17 protein-coding genes and 1 tRNA gene are annotated in these 18,735 nt (G+C 60.7%); 10 read left to right on the top strand and 8 right to left on the bottom strand.

The features are described 5' to 3' along the window. The 3 genes from B3H86_RS10385 to B3H86_RS10375 all read left to right on the top strand — a co-directional run. A partial coding sequence (locus B3H86_RS10385) for a S16 family serine protease (RefSeq protein ID WP_292053577.1) occupies positions 1–1,224 on the top strand: 1,224 nt, incomplete at its 5' end. Between the two features lie 104 nt (positions 1,225–1,328). Beyond that, the gene (locus tag B3H86_RS10380; RefSeq protein WP_292053823.1) at positions 1,329–1,607 is read left to right on the top strand and encodes an HU family DNA-binding protein; all 279 of its coding nucleotides are present in this window, start codon (positions 1,329–1,331) and stop codon (positions 1,605–1,607) included. Positions 1,608–1,661: 54 nt separating this feature from the next. Continuing rightward, positions 1,662–1,738: transfer RNA gene (locus B3H86_RS10375), tRNA-Val, on the top strand. Positions 1,739–1,751: 13 nt separating this feature from the next. On the opposite strand, the gene B3H86_RS10370 is transcribed toward B3H86_RS10375, so the two are convergent. From B3H86_RS10370 to B3H86_RS10360, 3 genes are all read right to left on the bottom strand, one after another. Beyond that, the gene (locus B3H86_RS10370; protein WP_292053576.1) at positions 1,752–2,252 is read right to left on the bottom strand and encodes a pyridoxamine 5'-phosphate oxidase family protein; all 501 of its coding nucleotides are present in this window, start codon (positions 2,250–2,252) and stop codon (positions 1,752–1,754) included. An 84-nt stretch (positions 2,253–2,336) separates the two neighbouring features. Continuing rightward, positions 2,337–3,383 carry a PAS domain-containing protein gene (locus B3H86_RS10365; RefSeq protein WP_292053575.1) on the bottom strand — a complete coding sequence of 349 codons (1,047 nt, stop codon included), beginning with the start codon at positions 3,381–3,383 and terminating at the stop codon, positions 2,337–2,339. Positions 3,384–3,591: 208 nt separating this feature from the next. Continuing rightward, positions 3,592–4,752, bottom strand: a complete 1,161-nt coding sequence (locus tag B3H86_RS10360) for a glutathionylspermidine synthase family protein (protein ID WP_292053573.1) — start codon at positions 4,750–4,752, stop codon at positions 3,592–3,594. A 125-nt stretch (positions 4,753–4,877) separates the two neighbouring features. Here B3H86_RS10360 and B3H86_RS10355 point away from each other — a divergent pair, with 125 nt between their 5' ends. The 7 genes from B3H86_RS10355 to B3H86_RS10325 all read left to right on the top strand — a co-directional run bounded on the left by B3H86_RS10355 (position 4,878) and on the right by B3H86_RS10325 (position 13,806). Then, the gene (locus B3H86_RS10355) at positions 4,878–5,450 is read left to right on the top strand and encodes a DUF1190 domain-containing protein (protein WP_292053571.1); all 573 of its coding nucleotides are present in this window, start codon (positions 4,878–4,880) and stop codon (positions 5,448–5,450) included. Positions 5,451–5,630: 180 nt separating this feature from the next. Next, complete coding sequence (gene otsB / locus B3H86_RS10350) at positions 5,631–6,404, top strand: trehalose-phosphatase (protein WP_292053570.1); 774 nt, start codon at positions 5,631–5,633, stop codon at positions 6,402–6,404. Beyond that, positions 6,404–7,825 (top strand): alpha,alpha-trehalose-phosphate synthase (UDP-forming), encoded by a 1,422-nt coding sequence (otsA, locus tag B3H86_RS10345; RefSeq protein WP_292053568.1) that lies wholly within the window; start codon positions 6,404–6,406, stop codon positions 7,823–7,825. The genes otsB and otsA overlap by 1 nt, the downstream gene beginning before the upstream one ends. 90 nt (positions 7,826–7,915) lie before the next feature. Next, positions 7,916–8,299, top strand: coding sequence for a hypothetical protein (locus B3H86_RS10340; protein WP_292053567.1), 384 nt, complete (start codon positions 7,916–7,918; stop codon positions 8,297–8,299). 58 nt (positions 8,300–8,357) lie between these two features. Next, complete coding sequence (locus B3H86_RS10335) at positions 8,358–9,674, top strand: TolC family protein (RefSeq protein WP_292053565.1); 1,317 nt, start codon at positions 8,358–8,360, stop codon at positions 9,672–9,674. Next, a complete protein-coding gene (locus B3H86_RS10330; protein ID WP_292053564.1) occupies positions 9,671–10,618 on the top strand; it encodes an efflux RND transporter periplasmic adaptor subunit in 948 nt (315 codons plus the stop codon). The genes B3H86_RS10335 and B3H86_RS10330 overlap by 4 nt, the downstream gene beginning before the upstream one ends. Positions 10,619–10,632: 14 nt before the next feature. Continuing rightward, positions 10,633–13,806 (top strand): efflux RND transporter permease subunit, encoded by a 3,174-nt coding sequence (locus B3H86_RS10325; RefSeq protein ID WP_292053562.1) that lies wholly within the window; start codon positions 10,633–10,635, stop codon positions 13,804–13,806. Between the two features lie 39 nt (positions 13,807–13,845). Here B3H86_RS10325 and B3H86_RS10320 read toward each other — a convergent pair whose 3' ends face one another. The 5 genes from B3H86_RS10320 to B3H86_RS10300 form a co-directional block, all read right to left on the bottom strand. After that, positions 13,846–14,322: a GNAT family N-acetyltransferase gene (locus B3H86_RS10320; protein WP_292053560.1), complete on the bottom strand. Its 477-nt coding sequence runs from the start codon at positions 14,320–14,322 to the stop codon at positions 13,846–13,848. Further along, entirely contained in the window at positions 14,306–14,731 is a 426-nt protein-coding gene (locus B3H86_RS10315; protein ID WP_292053559.1) for a tyrosine phosphatase family protein, read from the bottom strand. Before B3H86_RS10315 ends, B3H86_RS10320 begins: the two co-directional genes overlap by 17 nt. Before the next feature lie 74 nt (positions 14,732–14,805). Continuing rightward, positions 14,806–15,570 (bottom strand): adenosylcobinamide-GDP ribazoletransferase, encoded by a 765-nt coding sequence (gene cobS / locus B3H86_RS10310; RefSeq protein WP_292053558.1) that lies wholly within the window; start codon positions 15,568–15,570, stop codon positions 14,806–14,808. Then, positions 15,567–16,607 (bottom strand): nicotinate-nucleotide--dimethylbenzimidazole phosphoribosyltransferase, encoded by a 1,041-nt coding sequence (cobT, locus tag B3H86_RS10305; protein ID WP_292053557.1) that lies wholly within the window; start codon positions 16,605–16,607, stop codon positions 15,567–15,569. Before cobT ends, cobS begins: the two co-directional genes overlap by 4 nt. Before the next feature lie 132 nt (positions 16,608–16,739). Then, on the bottom strand, positions 16,740–18,692 hold the full coding sequence (locus B3H86_RS10300; protein ID WP_292053555.1) for a TonB-dependent receptor plug domain-containing protein: 1,953 nt from the start codon (positions 18,690–18,692) through the stop codon (positions 16,740–16,742). Between the last annotated feature and the right edge of the window lie 43 nt (positions 18,693–18,735).

Raw genomic sequence — 18,735 nt, 5'->3', positions numbered from 1 at the left:
ACCTACATCGGTTCCATGCCGGGCAAGATCATCCAGTCGATGAAGAAGGCCAAGACGACCAATGCGTTCGTTCTGCTGGACGAGATCGACAAGCTGGGTGCTGACTGGCGCGGTGACCCGTCGTCGGCCCTGCTGGAAGTGCTGGATCCAGCCCAGAACTCGACCTTCGGCGACCACTATCTGGAAGTCGATTACGATCTGTCGCAGGTCATGTTCGTCACTACGGCGAACAGCCTGAACATGCCCCAGCCGCTGCTGGACCGCATGGAGATCATCCGTGTCTCGGGCTACACCGAGGACGAAAAGGTCGAGATCGCCAAGCGTCACGTCCTGCCCAAGCAGATGAAAGACCACGGCCTGAAGGATGGCGAGCTGATCGTCCCCGAACAGACCATCCGTGACCTGATCCGCTATTACACGCGTGAAGCCGGTGTGCGTTCGCTGGAACGCGCCCTGGGCGGACTGGCCCGTAAGGCCGTGCGCGAAATGGCCAAGACCGGCGTCAAGACCATCACCGTCGATGAAGCCAAGCTGGCCGAATACGCGGGCGTTAAGAAGTTCCGCTATGGCGAGACCGATCCTGAAGATCAGGTCGGCATCGTCACCGGTCTGGCATGGACCGAGTTCGGCGGCGACATCCTGACCATCGAAGCCCTCAAGATGCCGGGCCGCGGCCGTATGACCGTGACCGGCAACCTGAAGGACGTGATGAAGGAGTCGATCTCGGCGGCGGCATCCTATGTCCGCAGCCGCGCGCTCAGCATCGGCGTGAAGCCGCCGGTCTTTGAAAAGACCGACATTCACGTTCACGTGCCGGATGGCGCGACGCCCAAGGACGGTCCGTCCGCCGGTGTCGCCATGACAGTGGCGATGGTGTCGGTCCTGACCGGTATCCCGATCCGCAAGGATATCGCCATGACCGGCGAGATCACCCTGCGCGGTCGCGTGACGGCCATCGGCGGTCTGAAGGAAAAACTGCTGGCGGCCCTGCGTTCGGGCGTGAAAACCGTCCTGATCCCGCAGGAGAACGAAAAGGACCTCGAGGACGTGCCGGAAAACGTGAAGGCCGCGCTCGAGATCGTGCCGATCTCCACTGCCGACGAGGCCCTCAAGTGGGCCCTGACGGGCACGCCGAAGGCTGTAGAGTGGGATGAAGAGGCAGAACCGCTTACACCCGCGCCGGTCGCACCGGCAGGCAGCGGTCCTGCGTCGATCAGCCACTAGGCTATCGTAGGTAAAAAGAATGCGGCCCGGATATCACCGGGCCGCATTTTTTGTTTATTGGCAATCGCTTGCCTTGAGCGGCTGTCTGTTAGGGGGAAACCAGAATCATGAGCAAAAGCGAACTCATCGGCCGAATGGCCCAGTCCGCGGGAATCACCCGCGAACAGGCGAAACTGGCTCTAGAAGCCCTTACAGACCACATTGGACAGACCCTGAACGAGGGCAGGGATGTCCGTATCGTCGGTTTCGGAAGTTTTTCACTGGCTGAACGCGCCGCCGGAAAAGCCCGAAATCCCCGCACCGGCGAGACTGTAGAGCGACCCGCATCCCGCACGGCACGATTCAGAGTTGGGGAAGGATTAAAAAGCCTCTTGAACGGATAGGCGATCAAGGGCAAAGAGGCGCTCCGCAGCGGTCACGACGACAGCGCGGAAATCGGGCGGCTAGCTCAGCTGGTCAGAGCATCTCGTTTACACCGAGAGGGTCGGGGGTTCGAATCCCTCGCCGCCCACCATTCCTTCAAATGCTTACAGGTTGACGTTGACGGCCCCGCCGCTGTCCGGCGTCTCGCCCGTCACATTCGCCTTGACGATCTCGAAGGCAAACTTCAGCAGGCCGCCATCCGATACCCAGATACGCCCGTCAGCGCCGTCAAAGCGCAGCAGGGCCAGGTGCGGGTCCTCTTTGCCTTCCGGATACCAGGCAGCCACAACCGGGTTCCAGTGGCGGTCGATGATGGCCTGATCGCGCGGCGCGACCGTCAAGCGTCCACGCAGGGATGCCCAGACCTTCTGATCTTTGGAGCCATATTCGAAGCGTGCGTCGGCACCGCCGGCCACATCCCTGGCCAGTTCCACATCATCACGTGTGAAGAACCAGATGGTGCTGCTGTTTTCTTCCTGAAAGGCCGTCATCGGCTGGGAAAGATAGCCCGGTCGATCCAGACCCAGCATGCCGGTATTGCTGGACTTCAGGGCCTTCCAGAACGCTTCCTGGGCTTCTGCGACAGTCAGTTCTTTATCGGACATCGTGGATACTCCGGTTGGTTGTACCCCAGAGCAACGGCAGGCCAGTAGGTCCGTTCCTCTTGTGTGGCCCATGACACTTTATTTTCAGCCCGTGGCCGAGGGCATGCGGGCCACAAAGCCGATCGCTCTGATCGGGTGATCGGCCAGGTCGCGGATGATCGCCGCAGTCGCCTGAACGTGGCGAACCTGTCCCGCGCTGTCTATCACCCGGAACTCCGCCCGGTATTCGTCCTGCTGGTCAAAGGCCGCCTCGCGTGCCTTCCAATCCGCGAGTATGCGCCCCACGTCATCTTCGTGCACGTAGCGCATGAATTCCTTCATCGAAGTGATGGTATCCGCACGCGGAATGCCCGTGACATCGTACCAAAGGTCATTGCAATGGACGCGGTCTGTGCACAGGTCGATATCCCAAATGCCCATGCCCGCTGCCTTGGCGGCCTTGGCCAGACGCTCCTCGTTTAGACGGGTGGCTTCCTGACTGTCGTGTTTGGCCGTGACATTTCGCGAGACACACAGCGCCGCAATCACGCGGCCATTGTGGTCGCGGTACGGGGTCAGAATATGATCCCACGTCTGGGCTTCACCATCCGGGAACTGGGCATGGTTGGAGAACTGTGCCGTCTCGCCTGCCAGTACCTGTTCGAGTACCTGCTCGACCTTGGGCACAGCCGCAGGCGGTATTAGATCCACCCACCGCATCCCCAAAGCCTGACCGTCCTCGACACCCAGCACCTCACGTCCGGCGCTGTTGAGATATAACAGCCGACCTGACGGATCGATGACCTTCACGCAGTCCTGAAAGACATCAAGCATGCGACGATAATAGTCGGGCTGGGATTTGCCACCTTGGGACACAAGGTCCGTAACGTCCGCCAGACTGCACACGCGGACATCGTGATCGGCCTCACCGATCTTCGTCACGGAGGGGCGAAGCCAGCGGGCATCATCCAGCCGGATATCATCCCCCGTGATGAGGCGGATATCGGCCAGTCGGCTGTCTGCTGCCCACGCCGGATTGGTGGATACCACCACGCCTTCCCGGTCGATTTTTGCCAGTGGCCAAGGGGCGGTTTCAATGAACTGTGTCGGTGCAGGGGAGACCTTGCCTCCGCCAGCGAGTAACGATTTCAAACCGTTGAACAATCCAGACATCGCCTAAAAGCCCGACTTTACGCACCGCTGTTAATGGGCGCTATTTCCGGTTTTGGTAACTAGGCAAGACGTAAACAATTCTAAAATTAATGAACTTTACGCAACCTTTTGGTCATTCGCCTAAATAGCAAAGCTTCAAGCGGCACCAAATTTCCAAAGTGCTGGAATTTATTGCCAAGCTTGCGGCTCAACGAATGAAGTGGGGCAGGAAGCGCGAGGTATTACGCGTCACAGGCCCCGCATCCTCACGGATGCCAATGCCTGCGGCGTGATCGCCCACGATCCATGAGCCGATAATCACATGGTTGCCTGCAAAGCGGGGCGCGGAATGCAAGGCCTGCAGGATATGGCGGCCCTGTCCGTATCCGCCGTCCTGCACTTCGGAGGCCACCCCCTGTTTGACCAGTTCGACATTCGCCCCTTCGCGCGAGAAGAAGGGTTTGCGCGCATAGTCGCGCCCCAGCGATGAGCGGGCAGGGTCGTCCTCGAAATAGGATTCCAGCAGGTTGGGGTGTCCACGGTGGCGTTCCCACAGAAGCGGCAGGATCGCCTTGTTGGAAAGGATGGCCTTCCATGCCGGCTCCAGCATGCGAACGCCGCTGGCCGGCAGGTGCTTTGCCCAATCGTCACGCAGCATGTCCTCCCACGGATACAGCTTGAACAGGGCGGTGATCGAACGGTCTTCCAGATCAACGAACAGGCCGTTGCTGTCGATGCCTATGTCATTGATGGCCACGAAGCGCGGCTTGAGATCTGCCTGAACGGCGAGGTCCTCAAGGAAGAGCACAGTCTGGCGGTCTTCGACGAACTCGGCATCGGACGAAAAATGGATCTGCGTCAGCGGCGGAAACAGGTTGGCGAACCGCGAGACCAGTTTTTCATGCAGGCTGTTGAACTGGTCGGCATGGGCAGGCAGTACGCCGGACGCGATCTGCTCTTCCAGCCACAGCCATTGGAATACGGCAGTTTCAAAGACACTGGTGGGCGTGTCGGCATTGTATTCATACATCTTGGCCGGGCCTTTGCCGTCATAGGCAAAGTCGAACCGCCCATACAGGGAGCCTGCGTTCGCTCTCCAGCTGTTGGCCACATAATCCCTCATGGGCGCGGGTATATCGACACGCTCCATAAGCGCCTCGGAAGCGACGACTTCCGCGACAAGATCCAGACACATGTCATGCAGTTCTTCGGTCGGTGCCTCGATATCGTTCTCGATCTCGGCCAGAGAAAACGCATAGGCAGCCGTCTCGTCCCAATAGGGCAGGCCATTGTCATGGTGCCAGGTAAAGCCCACCGCCTTCGCCTTTTCCTGCCAGTCGGGGCGGGGAGTGAATTGGAGACGTTCCATAAGCAGGCCCAGTTGGCTACAGACTGATCGGTGATAGATGGTGTACGGGATTCGCAGACGTGCGGGCAGCACAAACCGCTGCGGCACGGTCCGGCAGTCATCGGCTCTTACTCATCAGGGGTGTTATGAAACCTAGTTCTGAACCGCAAAGTGCCATGCACCGCATGAAGCGTTCGCGCATCCTTCATGTCAGCAGCCTGATGGCGACAGCCAGCTTTACTCTGGCCGCATGTGGTTCTCCGCCTCAACAGGTCGCCGCTGCACCAGAGGCAGAGTGGAATACGCAAGCCGAAACCCCGTTCCAGAGCATCGAGCAATGCACGGCATCGGGTGCGGCCACTGCCGAAGAGTGCGCCGCCGCCGCTGAGGCTGCGAAGGCCAACACGCCGAAGTTCAACTCCAAGGCCGACTGCGAACAACAGTTTGGCGAAGGTCAGTGCGAACAACGTGCAGAAGCCAACGGAACATCCATCTTCATGCCGATGCTGGCTGGCTTCCTGCTGGGCCGCATGTTGAGCAATGGATCCCGTGCAGCGCCTTCGCCACTATTCCGTGGCCGTAACGGCCTTCAGACCCCTTCCGGCCCCTATACCCGCCCGGCACCGCAGCGTGATGAACGTGCCAGCGGCAACAGCGGCTCGCGCACCGTTGCACGCGGGGGCTTCGGCAATAGCCGCAGCAGCGGCTATGGTGGCTAACCCCAATTGATCCGATGAAAAGCCCCGCCTTGCGCGGGGCTTTTTTGTGACCGATATCCAGCATTGGCCGATTAAATGCCCGATATTGGGACCAACCGGGGCGTTGTGCGTTTCCACAAAGCCTGCCCGCGTAACCACGCGCGGCTGAAGCTTTGAGCTGATGGAGGCAGACAACCGCTTATGATCGATACTCCGGCGCAACTATCCGGATCCGTGCGTGCTCCGACGCTGAAGAGCTCCAGCCGACCTGTCAGTCTATTCCTCGATATGGACGGGGTGCTGGCAAAGATAGAACCCGAACCGGATATGGTGGTGGCCGAGCCCTGGCGTACAGCCCTGTTGAAGCGGCTGGGAGAGACGCTGGATGGACGGCTTGCGATCCTCAGCGGCCGGACCATCGATGATATCGACCGGATTGCCGAAAAAAGCGTCGCCGCAGTCGCAGGAATTCATGGCCTGGAGGTACGATTTCCGGATGGATCGACCGAGCAACAGACCTTGGCTCAATCGACAGACATCGAAGAGCGTATTTTGGATTTCCGCCGGTTACATCCGGAGATTCTGATCGAGAACAAAGGCGCTGCCTTCAGCCTGCATTACAGGGCCGCGCCCCATCTGCGTGAAGCTGTCGTCAGATTTGCCGCCGGAATGGCGGAGGCTTATTCGCTGAAACGCCAGAGCGGTCACTGCGTCGAAGAGATACGCGCCAAAGGGCGCAACAAGGGCGATGCCTTGCGGCTGTTTATGGAGCATCCCCCTTTTGCCGACGGCATGCCTGTGATGGTGGGTGACGACCTGACCGACGAGGACGGCTTTCTGGCCGCAGAGGCACTTGGCGGCTTCGGGGTTCGGGTCAGTCCGCAAGGCCCCACGCACGCAAGATACATTCTGGATGGACCTTCTCAGGTTGCTGAATGGCTGGACGGATTTGTTGCTGACCAAAGGGGGTTTTGATGGCGCGTTTGGTGGTGGTGTCGAACCGCGTGCAGGCACCACGCGATGCCTCTGACAGTTCTGCCGGCGGGCTGGCAATGGCGCTGGCCGCTGCCTTGCGTGCCTATGACGGCTTCTGGTTTGGATGGTCGGGCGGCACGATCGAAAACTTCGACGGAAAGGTCACCGTAGAGGAGCGGGGAGGGGTCACCATCGCCACCCTGCCTCTGGAGACGCAGGATGTCGAAGAATACTACAATGGCTATGCCAACCGGACCCTATGGCCGCTTTTCCATCACCGGACTGACCTGACGGCCTATGAGCGGTCGTACAGCGAGGGATATCAGCGAACCAACAAAAGGTTTGCCGACGCTCTGGCGCCCATGCTCGAGCCGGATGACCTCATCTGGATCCACGACTACCATATGATCCCGCTGGCGCATTACCTGCGCGAACGGGGCGTGAAAAACCGGATCGGCTTCTTTCTTCATACGCCCTGGCCCGCGCGTCAGCTGCTGGAGACCCTTCCGCATCATGCCCAGCTGATCCAGAGCATGGCGGCCTATGACCTGATCGGCTTCCATACCGAGGAATGGCGCGACCTCTTCAACGACTATCTGGCCAGCCGTGAGGACGGGCAGCGGATCGATGAAGATAGGGTGAGGGCATTCGGCCACATCTATAGATCCGGCGTTTTCCCGATCGGCATTGATGTCGAGACCTTTGCGCAGGCCAGCCAGTCCGAGACCGCACAGCGCACGCTTGGCCGAATGACCCGTTCCGCCGAAGGACGGATCATGATGGTGGGGGTTGACCGCCTAGACTACTCCAAAGGTCTGGAAGAGCGTCTATCGGGTTTCGGCCAGTTCCTGCATGACAATCCGGGATGGCATAAGCGGGTGTTTCTACTGCAGGTCACGCCGCTGTCGCGCGATACGGTGGACACCTATCAGGACATACGCGAACGTTTGGCGACTCTGGCAGGGCGGGTGAACGGAGCCTATGCCGAGATGGATTGGCAGCCTGTCCGCTATCTGAACCGTAACTATCGGCGTGACCAGTTGGCTGGCATTTACCGCGCCTCGAAGGTCGCCCTCGTTACCTCGCTTCGTGACGGGATGAATCTGGTCGCCAAGGAGTATGTGGCCGCACAGGACCCTGAGGATCCCGGCGTACTGATCCTGTCCCGTTTCACCGGCGCGGCCGAACAGATGAAAGACGCCCTGTTGGTCAATCCGTTCGCACGGGAAGAACTGGCGGATGCGATCTTGCGCGCTCTGGAGATGCCGCTCGAGGAGCGCCAAAGACATTGGAAATCACTGATGGAGGTGGTTCGTCAGACCGATGTGGCGCTATGGCGGGAACGGTTCGTCTCGGCCCTGGCGACCACTGGATCGGGCACGGAAAAGTTCAATCAAGCTATGCGGTTAGGCCATATATAACTGAAAATCAGGCGAATTTGCATAACGACAAAATGTCCATTTGCCGCAACCGCGGATTGCTCCTAAATAGGACCTATCCAGGAGTTGTTTTTGTCGAACCTGACCCGTTATGTCTGTGCGCTTGCAGCGGCGATCGTAATGATCGCCGCGCAGACCTATGGCGTGTTCGATGCACCGCACCGGTTTGAGGATGCGGTAAAGTTTCCTGAACTACGGGCCGAGCTTTCCCTGCATCAACATGCAAACGAGCACGCCTCGGAAACGCAGAATGATAACAGCGAAAGCCCCGACAAGGCGCCGCCCGGACATCACCACCACCACGCCGGTACCGATATCCATCTGGCCATTGTCAACACCGGCACCGCCAAACCGGCCCTGAGCATCGTATCGGCGCGTCTGTCGCCCGCACATGATGCCGTACCGCCCGGCACCATGCTGGACGCCCCCTATCAGCCTCCAAGAACCAGCGTCTGATCACAACGAACCGTTGATCTAGCGCGGCTTTGCCGTGCGCGCTTTCTGGAGACTATCCTTGAAAATCGAACGTTCCGACCTTGTCGGACGGTGGGATCGTGCCGCAGTGATAACTGCTGTCGCTCTCGCGCTTGTGTGGTCTGGTTCAACCATACCGCAACGGGCCTATGCCCAAGAGGCGACCGAAGCCAGCCCTCAACCCGTCCTTACACTCAGGGACGCCCTGTATCAGGCCGCCATCGCCGACCCGGCACTGGAGGGGACACAGGCGCGTATCCGCGCGGCACAGGGCGGTATCCGCCAGGCCGATGTTCGCCCCAATCCGACGCTGGGTGTGAGCATCGACAATGTGCCCACCATTGGTGCGGGCTCGTGGCTGAACCGCTCCGAGGCCACCGTCTCGTACCAGCAGACACTGGAAAGGGGCGGCGACCGCGAAGCGCGTACACGTCTGGCCCGCAGCGAAGGCGATCTGGTCGTTGCCGAGGCCCGCGTGGCCCAGATGGACCGGATGGAAGAGGTCCAGCGGGCATGGGCCGAGGCTTTGGCAGCAGAAGCCAATGTTGAAATCGCACGCCAGAACTATGCGCTGGCCCAGCAGTTCGAACGCGAGGTCCGCCGTCGCGTGGATGCGGCCCGCGATCCTCTGTTTGCAGGGGCGCGCGCGGACTCTGCGACGGCACTGGCCCAGATCGAACTGGATCAGGCCCAGGTGGCCGCCCGTTTGGCCCGCATCACCTTGGCCAAATTCTGGAACGGTCGCGGTGACTTCCAACTGCCTGCGGGTGCATTCGAAGACACCAGCTCTGCCAATGATGTGTCGGGAGAGGTGGCCGAGGAAGATCTGATTGTCTTCCGCTCCCGTCAGGACATCGCTTCGGCACAGGTCCGTGTCGAACAAGCCAAGGCCGTGCAGGACGTGACCGTCAGCGCCGGTGTTCGCTATACCGGCGAGAACGATCTGAGCCTTGTTATCGGCGCGTCCATTCCGCTGCAACGCTATGACCGTAACCAGGGCGCCATCGACCGTGCGCTGGCGCAACGCAATGCGGCGCAGGCCGACGAACGTGCCCTGAAGACCGAGCGTGAACGCGAAATCGCACGGCTGCAGGTACTGCTGCTTTCGCGGGCCAGTGAAGCGCGCCGGATCGAGGAAGAAACCCTGCCGCAAGCCGAACGCGCCGTCATCCTGGTGCGTGAAGGCTTTGCCCGCGGTGGCTTCACCTACAACGACGTCATGTCGGCCCAGACGGCTCTGCTGGAGCTGAAAGCCCGCAAGGTGGCCGTCCTTCAATCCTTCCACAATGACCGCGCCCGACTGGATCGACTGACCGGTGCGCACAGTGATGTTCTCGATCAGGAGGCACGCCCATGATGCGTACCGAACTCTATCTGCGTGCCAGCGCCATCGCTCTCGCTTTGGCGCTCGCCGCCTGTGGCGACGGCAAACCGGCAGAACAGCCCAAAGATGCCGAGCCTGCCGTGCAGGAAACCGCCGAAGAGGGTCGCACGACAATCGATCCTCAGGTTGCCCGCAATGCGGGCATCAAGGTCGAGACGGCCGGCCCCGCACCGCTGGGCGAGCAATTGGCGCTGAACGGTCGTATCGAGGTCGCGCCCGAAGGCTCAGCCGAAGTACATGCCCGCTATCCCGGGCGTGTCATGACGGTATCCGTCCAGGTCGGGCAACGCGTATCGCGCGGACAGGTCGTCGCGCGCGTCGAGTCCAGCGAGAGCCTGCAGACCTATTCGGTGACGGCACCGATTTCCGGTTTGATCACGGCCAAGAACGTCAATCCTGGCAGCATCACAGGTGGCGGCATTCCCATGCTGACCATCAGCGACCCTTCACGGATCCAGGCCGAGTTCTTCCTCTACCCGCGCGATGCCGAGCGTGTCAGGTCGGGCCAGACCGTCACGGTCCAAAGTCTGGCTGGTGACCACAAGGCCACGGGGACCATCCAGGCCATTCTTCCGGCCAATGATGCGATGAGCCAAACCCTGACGGCCCGTGTGAACCTGCCGTATCAAGACGGTGTGTGGCGTCCGGGACTGGGTGTGAGCGGCATGGTCACGGTGGGCGATGGCAATGCTCCCGTGGCGGTGAGGATCGGCGCTCTACAGCCTTATGAAGGCAAGACCGCCGTTTTTGTCCGCAAGGGAAACCAGTATGAGGCCCGCCCCGTGAAACTGGGTCGCCAGACCGCGGAATGGGCTGAAATCCTGGAGGGGCTACAGGCCGGTGAGGAATATGTCACCGATGGCTCCTTCGTGCTGCGTGCCGACCTTGAAAAGGCCGGTGCGAGCCATGACCACTAAGCGGAGGCAGAACTATGCTTGAACGCATTATCGCTCTGTCCATCCGTCACCGCTGGGTCGTGCTGGCGATGGTGTTTCTGGCGATGTCCATCGGGGTATGGAGCTTCCAGCGCCTGCCCATCGACGCGACGCCCGACATCACGAACGTCCAGATCCAGATCAACACGGCCGCGCCGGGCTATTCCCCGCTGGAATCCGAACAGCGCATTACCTTTCCCGTAGAGACAGCCATCTCGGGCGTTCCGGGGCTGGCCTATACCCGCTCGATCTCCCGCTATGGGCTCAGTCAGGTCACGGCGGTGTTTGAAGACGGAACCGACATCTACCGCGCGCGCCAACTGGTCAATGAGAGGCTCCAGATCGCACGCGAGCAACTACCGGACGAGGTATCGCCGGAGCTGGGCCCCATCGCTACGGGGCTGGGTGAAATCTTCCTCTACACCATCGAGGCCAAGCCCGGTGCGCGCAAGCCGGACGGCACAGCCTATACGCCCGAAGACCTGCGTACCCTTCAAGACTGGGTCATTCGTCCGCAGATGCGCAACACGCCGGGTGTAACCGAGGTCAACACCATCGGTGGCTTCGAGCGCCAGTATCATGTCACCCCCAGACCCGAACGGCTGTCGGCGTATGGCGTAACTATGGAGGACGTGGTCACCGCACTGCGTCGTAACAACTCCAATGTCGGGGCGGGCTATATCGAACGGTTCGGCTCTCAATGGCTGATCCGCGTGCCGGGGCAGGCCAGCACGACGGACGATCTGATGAATATCGTCGTCACCACCCGTAATGGCGTACCGATCCGGATTGCCGAGGTGGCTGAAGTCGGGCTGGGCGAGCAGCTGCGCACGGGGGCGGCGACCAAAAACGGCAAAGAAACCGTTCTGGCCACCGTTATGATGCTGGCCGGCCAGAACAGCAGTGTCGTGGCCAAGGCCGCCGCGGCCCAACTGGAACAGGCCGCAAAGGCACTGCCGGAAGGTGTTCAGGCCGTGCCGGTCTATGACCGTACAAAACTGGTCGAACGCGCCATCAAGACGGTTTCAAAGAACCTGGTCGAAGGAGCCTTGCTGGTTATTGTCGTCCTGTTCCTGCTGCTGGGTAATATCCGTGCGGCGCTGATCACGGCGGCCATCATCCCGATCACCATGATGATGACCATCACCGGCATGGTGCGTGTGGGCGTTTCGGGTAATCTCATGAGCCTTGGCGCTCTGGACTTCGGTCTGATCGTGGACGGGGCGGTTATCATTGTCGAAAACTGCCTTCGCCGTTTCTCGGAGGCCCAGCACCGCTATGGGCGCCTTCTGACCCGCGACGAGCGGTTCAGTCTGGCCGCGACTGCTGCCAGCGAGGTTATCCGGCCTTCGCTGTTCGGCGTTCTGATCATCACGCTCGTCTACGTTCCGATCTTCGCGCTCAGCGGGGTCGAGGGCAAAACCTTCCACCCGATGGCTATCACCGTGGTGATCGCCCTGATGGCGGCATTGGTGCTGTCGCTGACGTTTGTACCGGCGGCTGTGGCCATGTTCGTCACAGGCAAGGTTCAGGAAAAAGACAGCTTCCTGATGCGTCACGCACGCCGTCTTTACACGCCGGTTCTGGAGTTCGCGCTCAAGGTCCGTTACCCGATCGTCGGTGTGGCCGCGGCCTTGGTCGTTTTGGCGATGTTCGGTGCCTCGCGGATGGGTTCGGAGTTCATTCCGCGCCTGGACGAAGGCGATATCGCCATGCACGCCATGCGCATTCCCGGCACCAGCCTGACACAGGCGCTGGAAATGCAGTCGGCGCTCGAAAAGCGGATCACCCAATTCCCCGAGGTGAAACGCGTGATCGCCAGACTGGGGACGGCAGAGGTCGCAACCGATCCGATGCCACCCTCTGTTGCCGACACCTTCATCATGCTGAAAGACCGCAAGGAGTGGCCCAATCCACGCAAGTCCAAGGCCGATCTGGTCGCGGAAATCGAAGCTGCCGTGAACGAAATCCCCGGCAGCAACTACGAGTTCACGCAGCCCATCCAGATGCGCTTCAACGAGCTGTTGTCGGGCGTGCGTTCCGACGTTGCCGTCAAGGTTCACGGTGATGATCTCGACAAGCTGGTGGAACTTGGACAGCAGATCGAGAAGATCATCAACGATGTGCCCGGCTCGACCGAAGCGCAGACCGAGCAGGTCACAGGCCTGCCCGTGCTGCAGATCACGCCTGACCGCGCCGCCATTGCGCGACTGGGGCTGAGCGTGGCGGATGTGCAGGCTGTTGTCGCCACCTCTATGGGGGGCGAGGTTGCAGGACAGGTCTTTGACGGCGACCGCAGGTTCGATGTGGTTGTCCGTTTACCTGAAGACCTGCGCAGTGATGCCAATGCGATCGGGCGGCTTCAAATCCCGCTTCCGGGTGATGCGGGGCAGCCGAGGGGATTTGTCCCCCTCAGCGAAGTCGCTACCATCGCACTTGAGGAAGGCCCCAATCAGGTCAGCCGTGAAAACGGCAAGCGCCGGATCGTGGTGACCACCAATGTGCGTGATCGGGACCTTGGAACGTTCGTCAACGAAGTCAGCGAACGTGTCGACAGGGAGGTGAAGCTGCCGGAAGGTTACTGGGTTTCCTACGGTGGCACGTTCGAGCAGCTGATATCTGCGGCCAAACGGTTGCAGTTGGTGGTTCCGGCCGTGCTGCTGCTGATCCTCGGTCTGCTCTTCGCCCTGTTCCGCTCCTGGCGTGACAGTGTGATCGTGTTCTCCGGCGTGCCTCTGGCGCTGACCGGTGGCGTGGCCGCACTGGCCATGCGCGGTCTGCCGCTGTCGATCTCGGCTGGCGTAGGGTTTATCGCCCTGTCGGGTGTGGCTGTCCTGAACGGTGTGGTGATGCTCAGCTTCATCCGCACACTGGCTCAGGAAGGCCGCCCGCTGGGTGAAGCCATCCGCGAAGGTGCCCTGACGCGTCTGCGTCCGGTGTTGATGACGGCACTGGTCGCCAGCCTTGGCTTTGTGCCGATGGCCGTAAACGTAGGGGCAGGGGCCGAGGTCCAGCGACCGCTGGCCACCGTGGTCATCGGTGGCATTGTCTCCTCGACCATACTGACGCTGGTTGTCCTGCCGGCCCTGTACAGTCTGGTGCACAGCCATCGACCGGGCAAATGGCCCAAAATGCGCAGGTTCAGAATGAAACGATCGCGCGCAAGCTGATCCTGACCATGCGCCCGCCCCATCGGCGGGCGCATTTTTTCAAAGGTGCAACACCATATCGACGCGGTCCAAACCCGGGCCGAAACCGTCACGCACCACATCGACCACCGCAAAGCCGAACCTCTGATAGAAGCCCTGCGTGTGTTGGCTGGTGGACAGTTCAACCGCGCGCATCAAAGGCATGGTCTGAAGATAGGCCAGTCGATACCGCAGCAAGGCCGCGCCCATTCCGCGTCGTTGGTGGGCAGGATCAACCATGCCCCAAGACAAGCCCGAACGTGTGCCGTCAGAGCTTATAACCAATCCTCCGCAGCCGATAATCCGCGCGTGCTGAATGAGAACGAAATAGGGCGTTCTCGATCCTGAGCGTTCAAGATCCTCTGTAAAACCGGCACGTTCCGAACGGTCAAAATAGCGTGGGACATTGCCATCGAATATGTCCAGGCACGCGGCGCGATCATTCTCTTCATAGGGCCGGAAAAGCAGGCCGTGTTCGGGATCAGTATTCCAGCTCAAATGCCGATCCCCATGCCGTCTCGCTGCCCCGTCCTATAGCGGCAATGGCTTCGATCATTGCTCCACCGCGATCCAAAAGCGCGTCTGCCAGTGCGATCATCCGTGGATTGGGCGTTGCATAGGGCGCAGCCTGACGGAGCCGACGGGCAATGATTGGCTCCATTCCCCGTTCAGAACGGGCGCAGGCGAGAATAAAAGCCCCCGCGGGCGATCGGCTGACACCGGCCCAGCAGTGGACCAGCACCGTGTCCTCCAGATCGACACTTTTCGCATGGGCCAGCATTGCCGCCACATGGCTTTTATCCGGCTCGGTCAGACCCGGACGCGGTTCGCCGATGTCATTGAAGCGCAGTTCAAGATGGCGTGCGTTTGAGGGTGGCAGGACAACAGGAGCTGCCGTCGGCGACATTAGGCTGACTACACACTCCGGACGTCGCAGGCGTACCAGCGCCGTGACATCGTGCAGAGGGCACACGATGATGCTCACGCCAGAATACCGGCCAACGCCAGCAGGAAGCCGGCCTCGAATGCCTGTTCGATAGCGCCCAGAACATCGCCTGTCCGGCCTCCCAGCAACCGCCATGCAAGCCAAACCGGTACCAGAGCCAGCAGCAATCCGGCTGAGACGCCGATAATCGCAGGCGTCGGCTGGAATGCGACGAAGGGCAGGGCGGCAAAGGCTGCGCCGACGATGACATTGGGCCATGCGGTGCGGTCCGGCCTGCCTTCCTTGGCCATTCCCGGATGGCCACCATAGGGCATCACCGCCATTGCCAGCACGGCCACGGCACGCCCCGCGCCATGCGCCGCGATCAGACACAGCGCCGCCATCACTGGATCAACCTGCACCAGCATCGCCAGTGCCGCTACGCGCAGCATAAGGTTCAGAACCAGAACCGAGGCACCATAGGTGCCAAGGCGGCTGTCCTTCATGATTTCCAGTCTGCGATCTCGCGTCTGGCCGCCGCCGATGCCGTCTGCCGTGTCAGCCAAGCCGTCTTCGTGGAAACATCCGGTTGCCGCCATACCTGCCGCGACAGCGAGAATGGCCGCGATCCAAGGCCCCCAGACCTGATCGGCAGTCCACAGTACGGCAGCGGAGATCGCCCCCACCATCAGCCCGACCAGCGGGTAATAGCGGGCGCTGGCCTGTATCCACTCCGGTTGGAAATCGCGTAGATGCGGGGTCGGCAGTCGGGTCAGGAATTGCAAGGCACAGGCGAACAGCTTCAGTTCGCGCAGGATCATCGGGCGGCTTCCATGACTTCGGCCAGAGACGCCACGCCCGACATCATGGCGCAGGCTGCCCGTACAATCGGTATGGCCAAAAGGGCCCCCGTGCCTTCGCCCAAACGCATATCCAGATCCAGCAGAGGACGCGCGTCCAGCGCCGTCATGGTGATGGCATGGCCGGGCTCGGCCGAGGCATGAGTGAAGATGCAGTAATCACGCACCTGCGGAACCAGCCGGATAGCCAGCAAGGCAGCCGACGAGCAGATGAAACCATCGATCAGAACCGGCACACCTTGCCGTGCACAGCCGATGACTGCGCCCGCGATCATGGCGATTTCAAAACCGCCGAACTCGACAAGCACCTCCATAGGATCGGTTGCCGTCGAACGGTCAGCGGCCTTGGCCAAGGTCGCGCGCTTGACCTTCATACTGGCTTCGGAATGACCCGCGCCCGGGCCGATACACAGGTGAAGAGGGGCATTTGTCAGTCGGTGCACAAGCAAGGAAGCCGATGAACTATTGCCGATCCCCATCTCGCCCAATGCCAGCAGATCGGCACCGCCGGCGACAATCTCCGCAGCCACATCCGCACCGTATGCGAGTGCTTTCTCAGCCTGTTCGCGGGTCATTGCCGGTTCGATGGAGGCATCGTTTGTGCCCATCGCGATCTTACGGTGGATCAGTCCCGCGCGGTCGGACAGATCATGATTGACCCCCGCATCCACGACATGGACATCAGCGCCCACCACACCGGCAAAAGCATTGGCGGTGGCTCTGCCCGACAGAAGACTGTCCACCATCGACACGGTCACGCCTGCCGGAAATGCCGCCACGCCTGAACCCGTCATGCCGTGATCGCCCGCAAACACAACGAGCGCAGGCTTTTGGATCCGGGGGTTCAGCGATTGCTGGATCAGACCGATTTGATGGGCCAGTTCTTCGACACGGCCCAAAGACTTCGGGGGCTTGGCCTTGCCGTCTATATGGGCCTCGATCTCGGGACCGAGGTCTTTGCTCAGTGGCGGGATATTGAAAAAATCTTTGTCGATCATTGCCATAGCCCAGCCAACCGAGAAACACTGAAGTATGCTGTAGCTCTACAGAGTCTATGCCCTTGTCGAGTCACAGCGGGGAAACAAGTGGATGGTAGGGGAGGCGGCCTATTGTAAGGCCGCCTCAATACATCAGAAGCGGATTCTGACGCCGCCGTATACGCTGCGGTCAGCCGTGCCATAGCCACGGACGACCTGATACTGTTCATCGAACAGGTTCTCGATACGGCCATACACTTCGAGGGTGTCGTTGACCGGATAGGATGCGCGCAAATCCACCAGCGTATAGGCGTCCAGCGCATCACTGTTGGCTGCATTCGCAAAGGCCTTGCCGGCATAGCGGACAGCCACGCCCGTCTTGAGCCCAGACGCAAACGCATAGTCCGCCGATAGATTGGCCATGTGTTCCGGACGCTGGGTCAGACGCTTGCCCTTGCTGGCCCCCGATGCGTTGATCGCATCCGTCCATGTATAGTTGGCCGCAATGCGAAGGGCCGACGTCACGTCAAAAGCACCAGTGACTTCGATGCCCTGGGCTTCGGTTTTCTGGATGTTCTCGTAATAACCCCAGCGCGTATTGCCGTTTACAGTGCAGAGCGGGTCGGTGGTGCCGAAGCTGCAGCCCTTGTAACGGATCTCGTTATCGGACTGGCGGTTGAAGTAGGTGATACCGAGGGACGCCCTGTCCAGCAGGCGCTGCTGGACGCTGACTTCCCAGGCATCAAAGGCTTCGGGCTGAAGGTCCAGATTGCCGTATTCGCTGTACAGTTCATACAGGCCCGGCGCGCGGAAACCCTGTGCCCAGCTGGCCCGCAGGACTGTCTTTCCCTCGTTCAGCGTCCACGCGGCAGCGAACTGGCCCAGCGTCTTGTCGCCATAGCGGGCATGGTCGTCATAGCGCACCCCTGCGGTCAGGTTGATGCCGGGCACAGCCTCCCATTGCAGTTGCACATAGGCGCTGTCCTGATCGGCTTTGCCCGTACCGAAAGCAGGCTTGACCGTGCTGTTCGGCAGCGACCGGCTGCGCATTTCGGCACGCTCGGACTCGATGCCGAAAACGGCGCTCAGATTATCCGTGAAGGCAAAGCTGCCTTGATAGTCCAACCGCTTGTTTTCGCCCTTTGCCTCAAAAGTCGTGGGCTCGATCAATCTGTCGGGATTGATGCTGTCGCGTTGGGTATCCGTGTAGGAAAAACCGATACGGTTACGCAGACGTCCATCCAGCAGGTCAAAGTTCAAGCCCGCGTACGATGCCAGTTCCTGGGTCGTACTGTATTCGCGGCTGTCGCCATTGAAGGAGTCGAACTGGCTTGTGCCATCCGACCAGACGGCACGCAGATCTACCGACACGGCATCGGTGATTTTCAGGTTCATCCGGCCCGACAGACCATTCTGGCTGTAGCCGTCATTTTCGGTGCCCGCAGCAAAGGCGGAATAACCGTCTGTGTCATACCGGTTTGCGGCTACACGCCAGCTGAAACGGTCATTGGTGCCGCCTACGGCACCACGGAAATACCGCGTACCAAACGATCCGGCCTCGGCACTGACATAGCCTTGCAGGGCTTGCGTAGGCTCGGCAGTGATGATGTTGACCACGCCTCCGATAGCCTGACTGCCCCACAGGGTCGATTGTGCCCCGCGAAGCACCTCGATCCGGCTCAGGTCCCCGACCAGCAGATTGCTGAAGTTCGCACCACCTTGGGTCGAGGAGGGGTCATTCATTTTCACCCCGTCGATAAGCACGACAGTGTGGTGCCCCTCTGCACCGCGTATGTTGACCGAGGTGACGGTACCGATGCCGCCGTTACGGGCGAAACTGACGCCCGGGGTTCGGGCCAGGGCATCGGGCACAGCCGTGGCCTGTGATGCTTCCAGCGCCGCTGCCGTCAGGACAGTGACCGAAGCGCCGACCTTGTCGATCGACTGTGCCGAACGGTTGGCCGTAACCACAATATCGCCAAGCGCCGTAGCCGCCGTCCTGTCGGCGACAGACGGCGCAGCCGCCTGTTGATCCAGCTCGGCGGCGAAAGCCTGCGACGAAATAAGAACGGCAAAGCCCGCAGCCGGGAAAAGAAGCCTGTTCAATGTGACATCCCACATGGAGGCGCACAGCCGGCAAAGGCACGTG

Source organism: Brevundimonas sp. UBA5866 (assembly GCF_002432125.1).
Classification (GTDB): domain Bacteria; phylum Pseudomonadota; class Alphaproteobacteria; order Caulobacterales; family Caulobacteraceae; genus Brevundimonas.
Note: the sequence above shows the minus strand (reverse complement) of the source record. Positions and strands in the feature narration are given on the sequence as shown.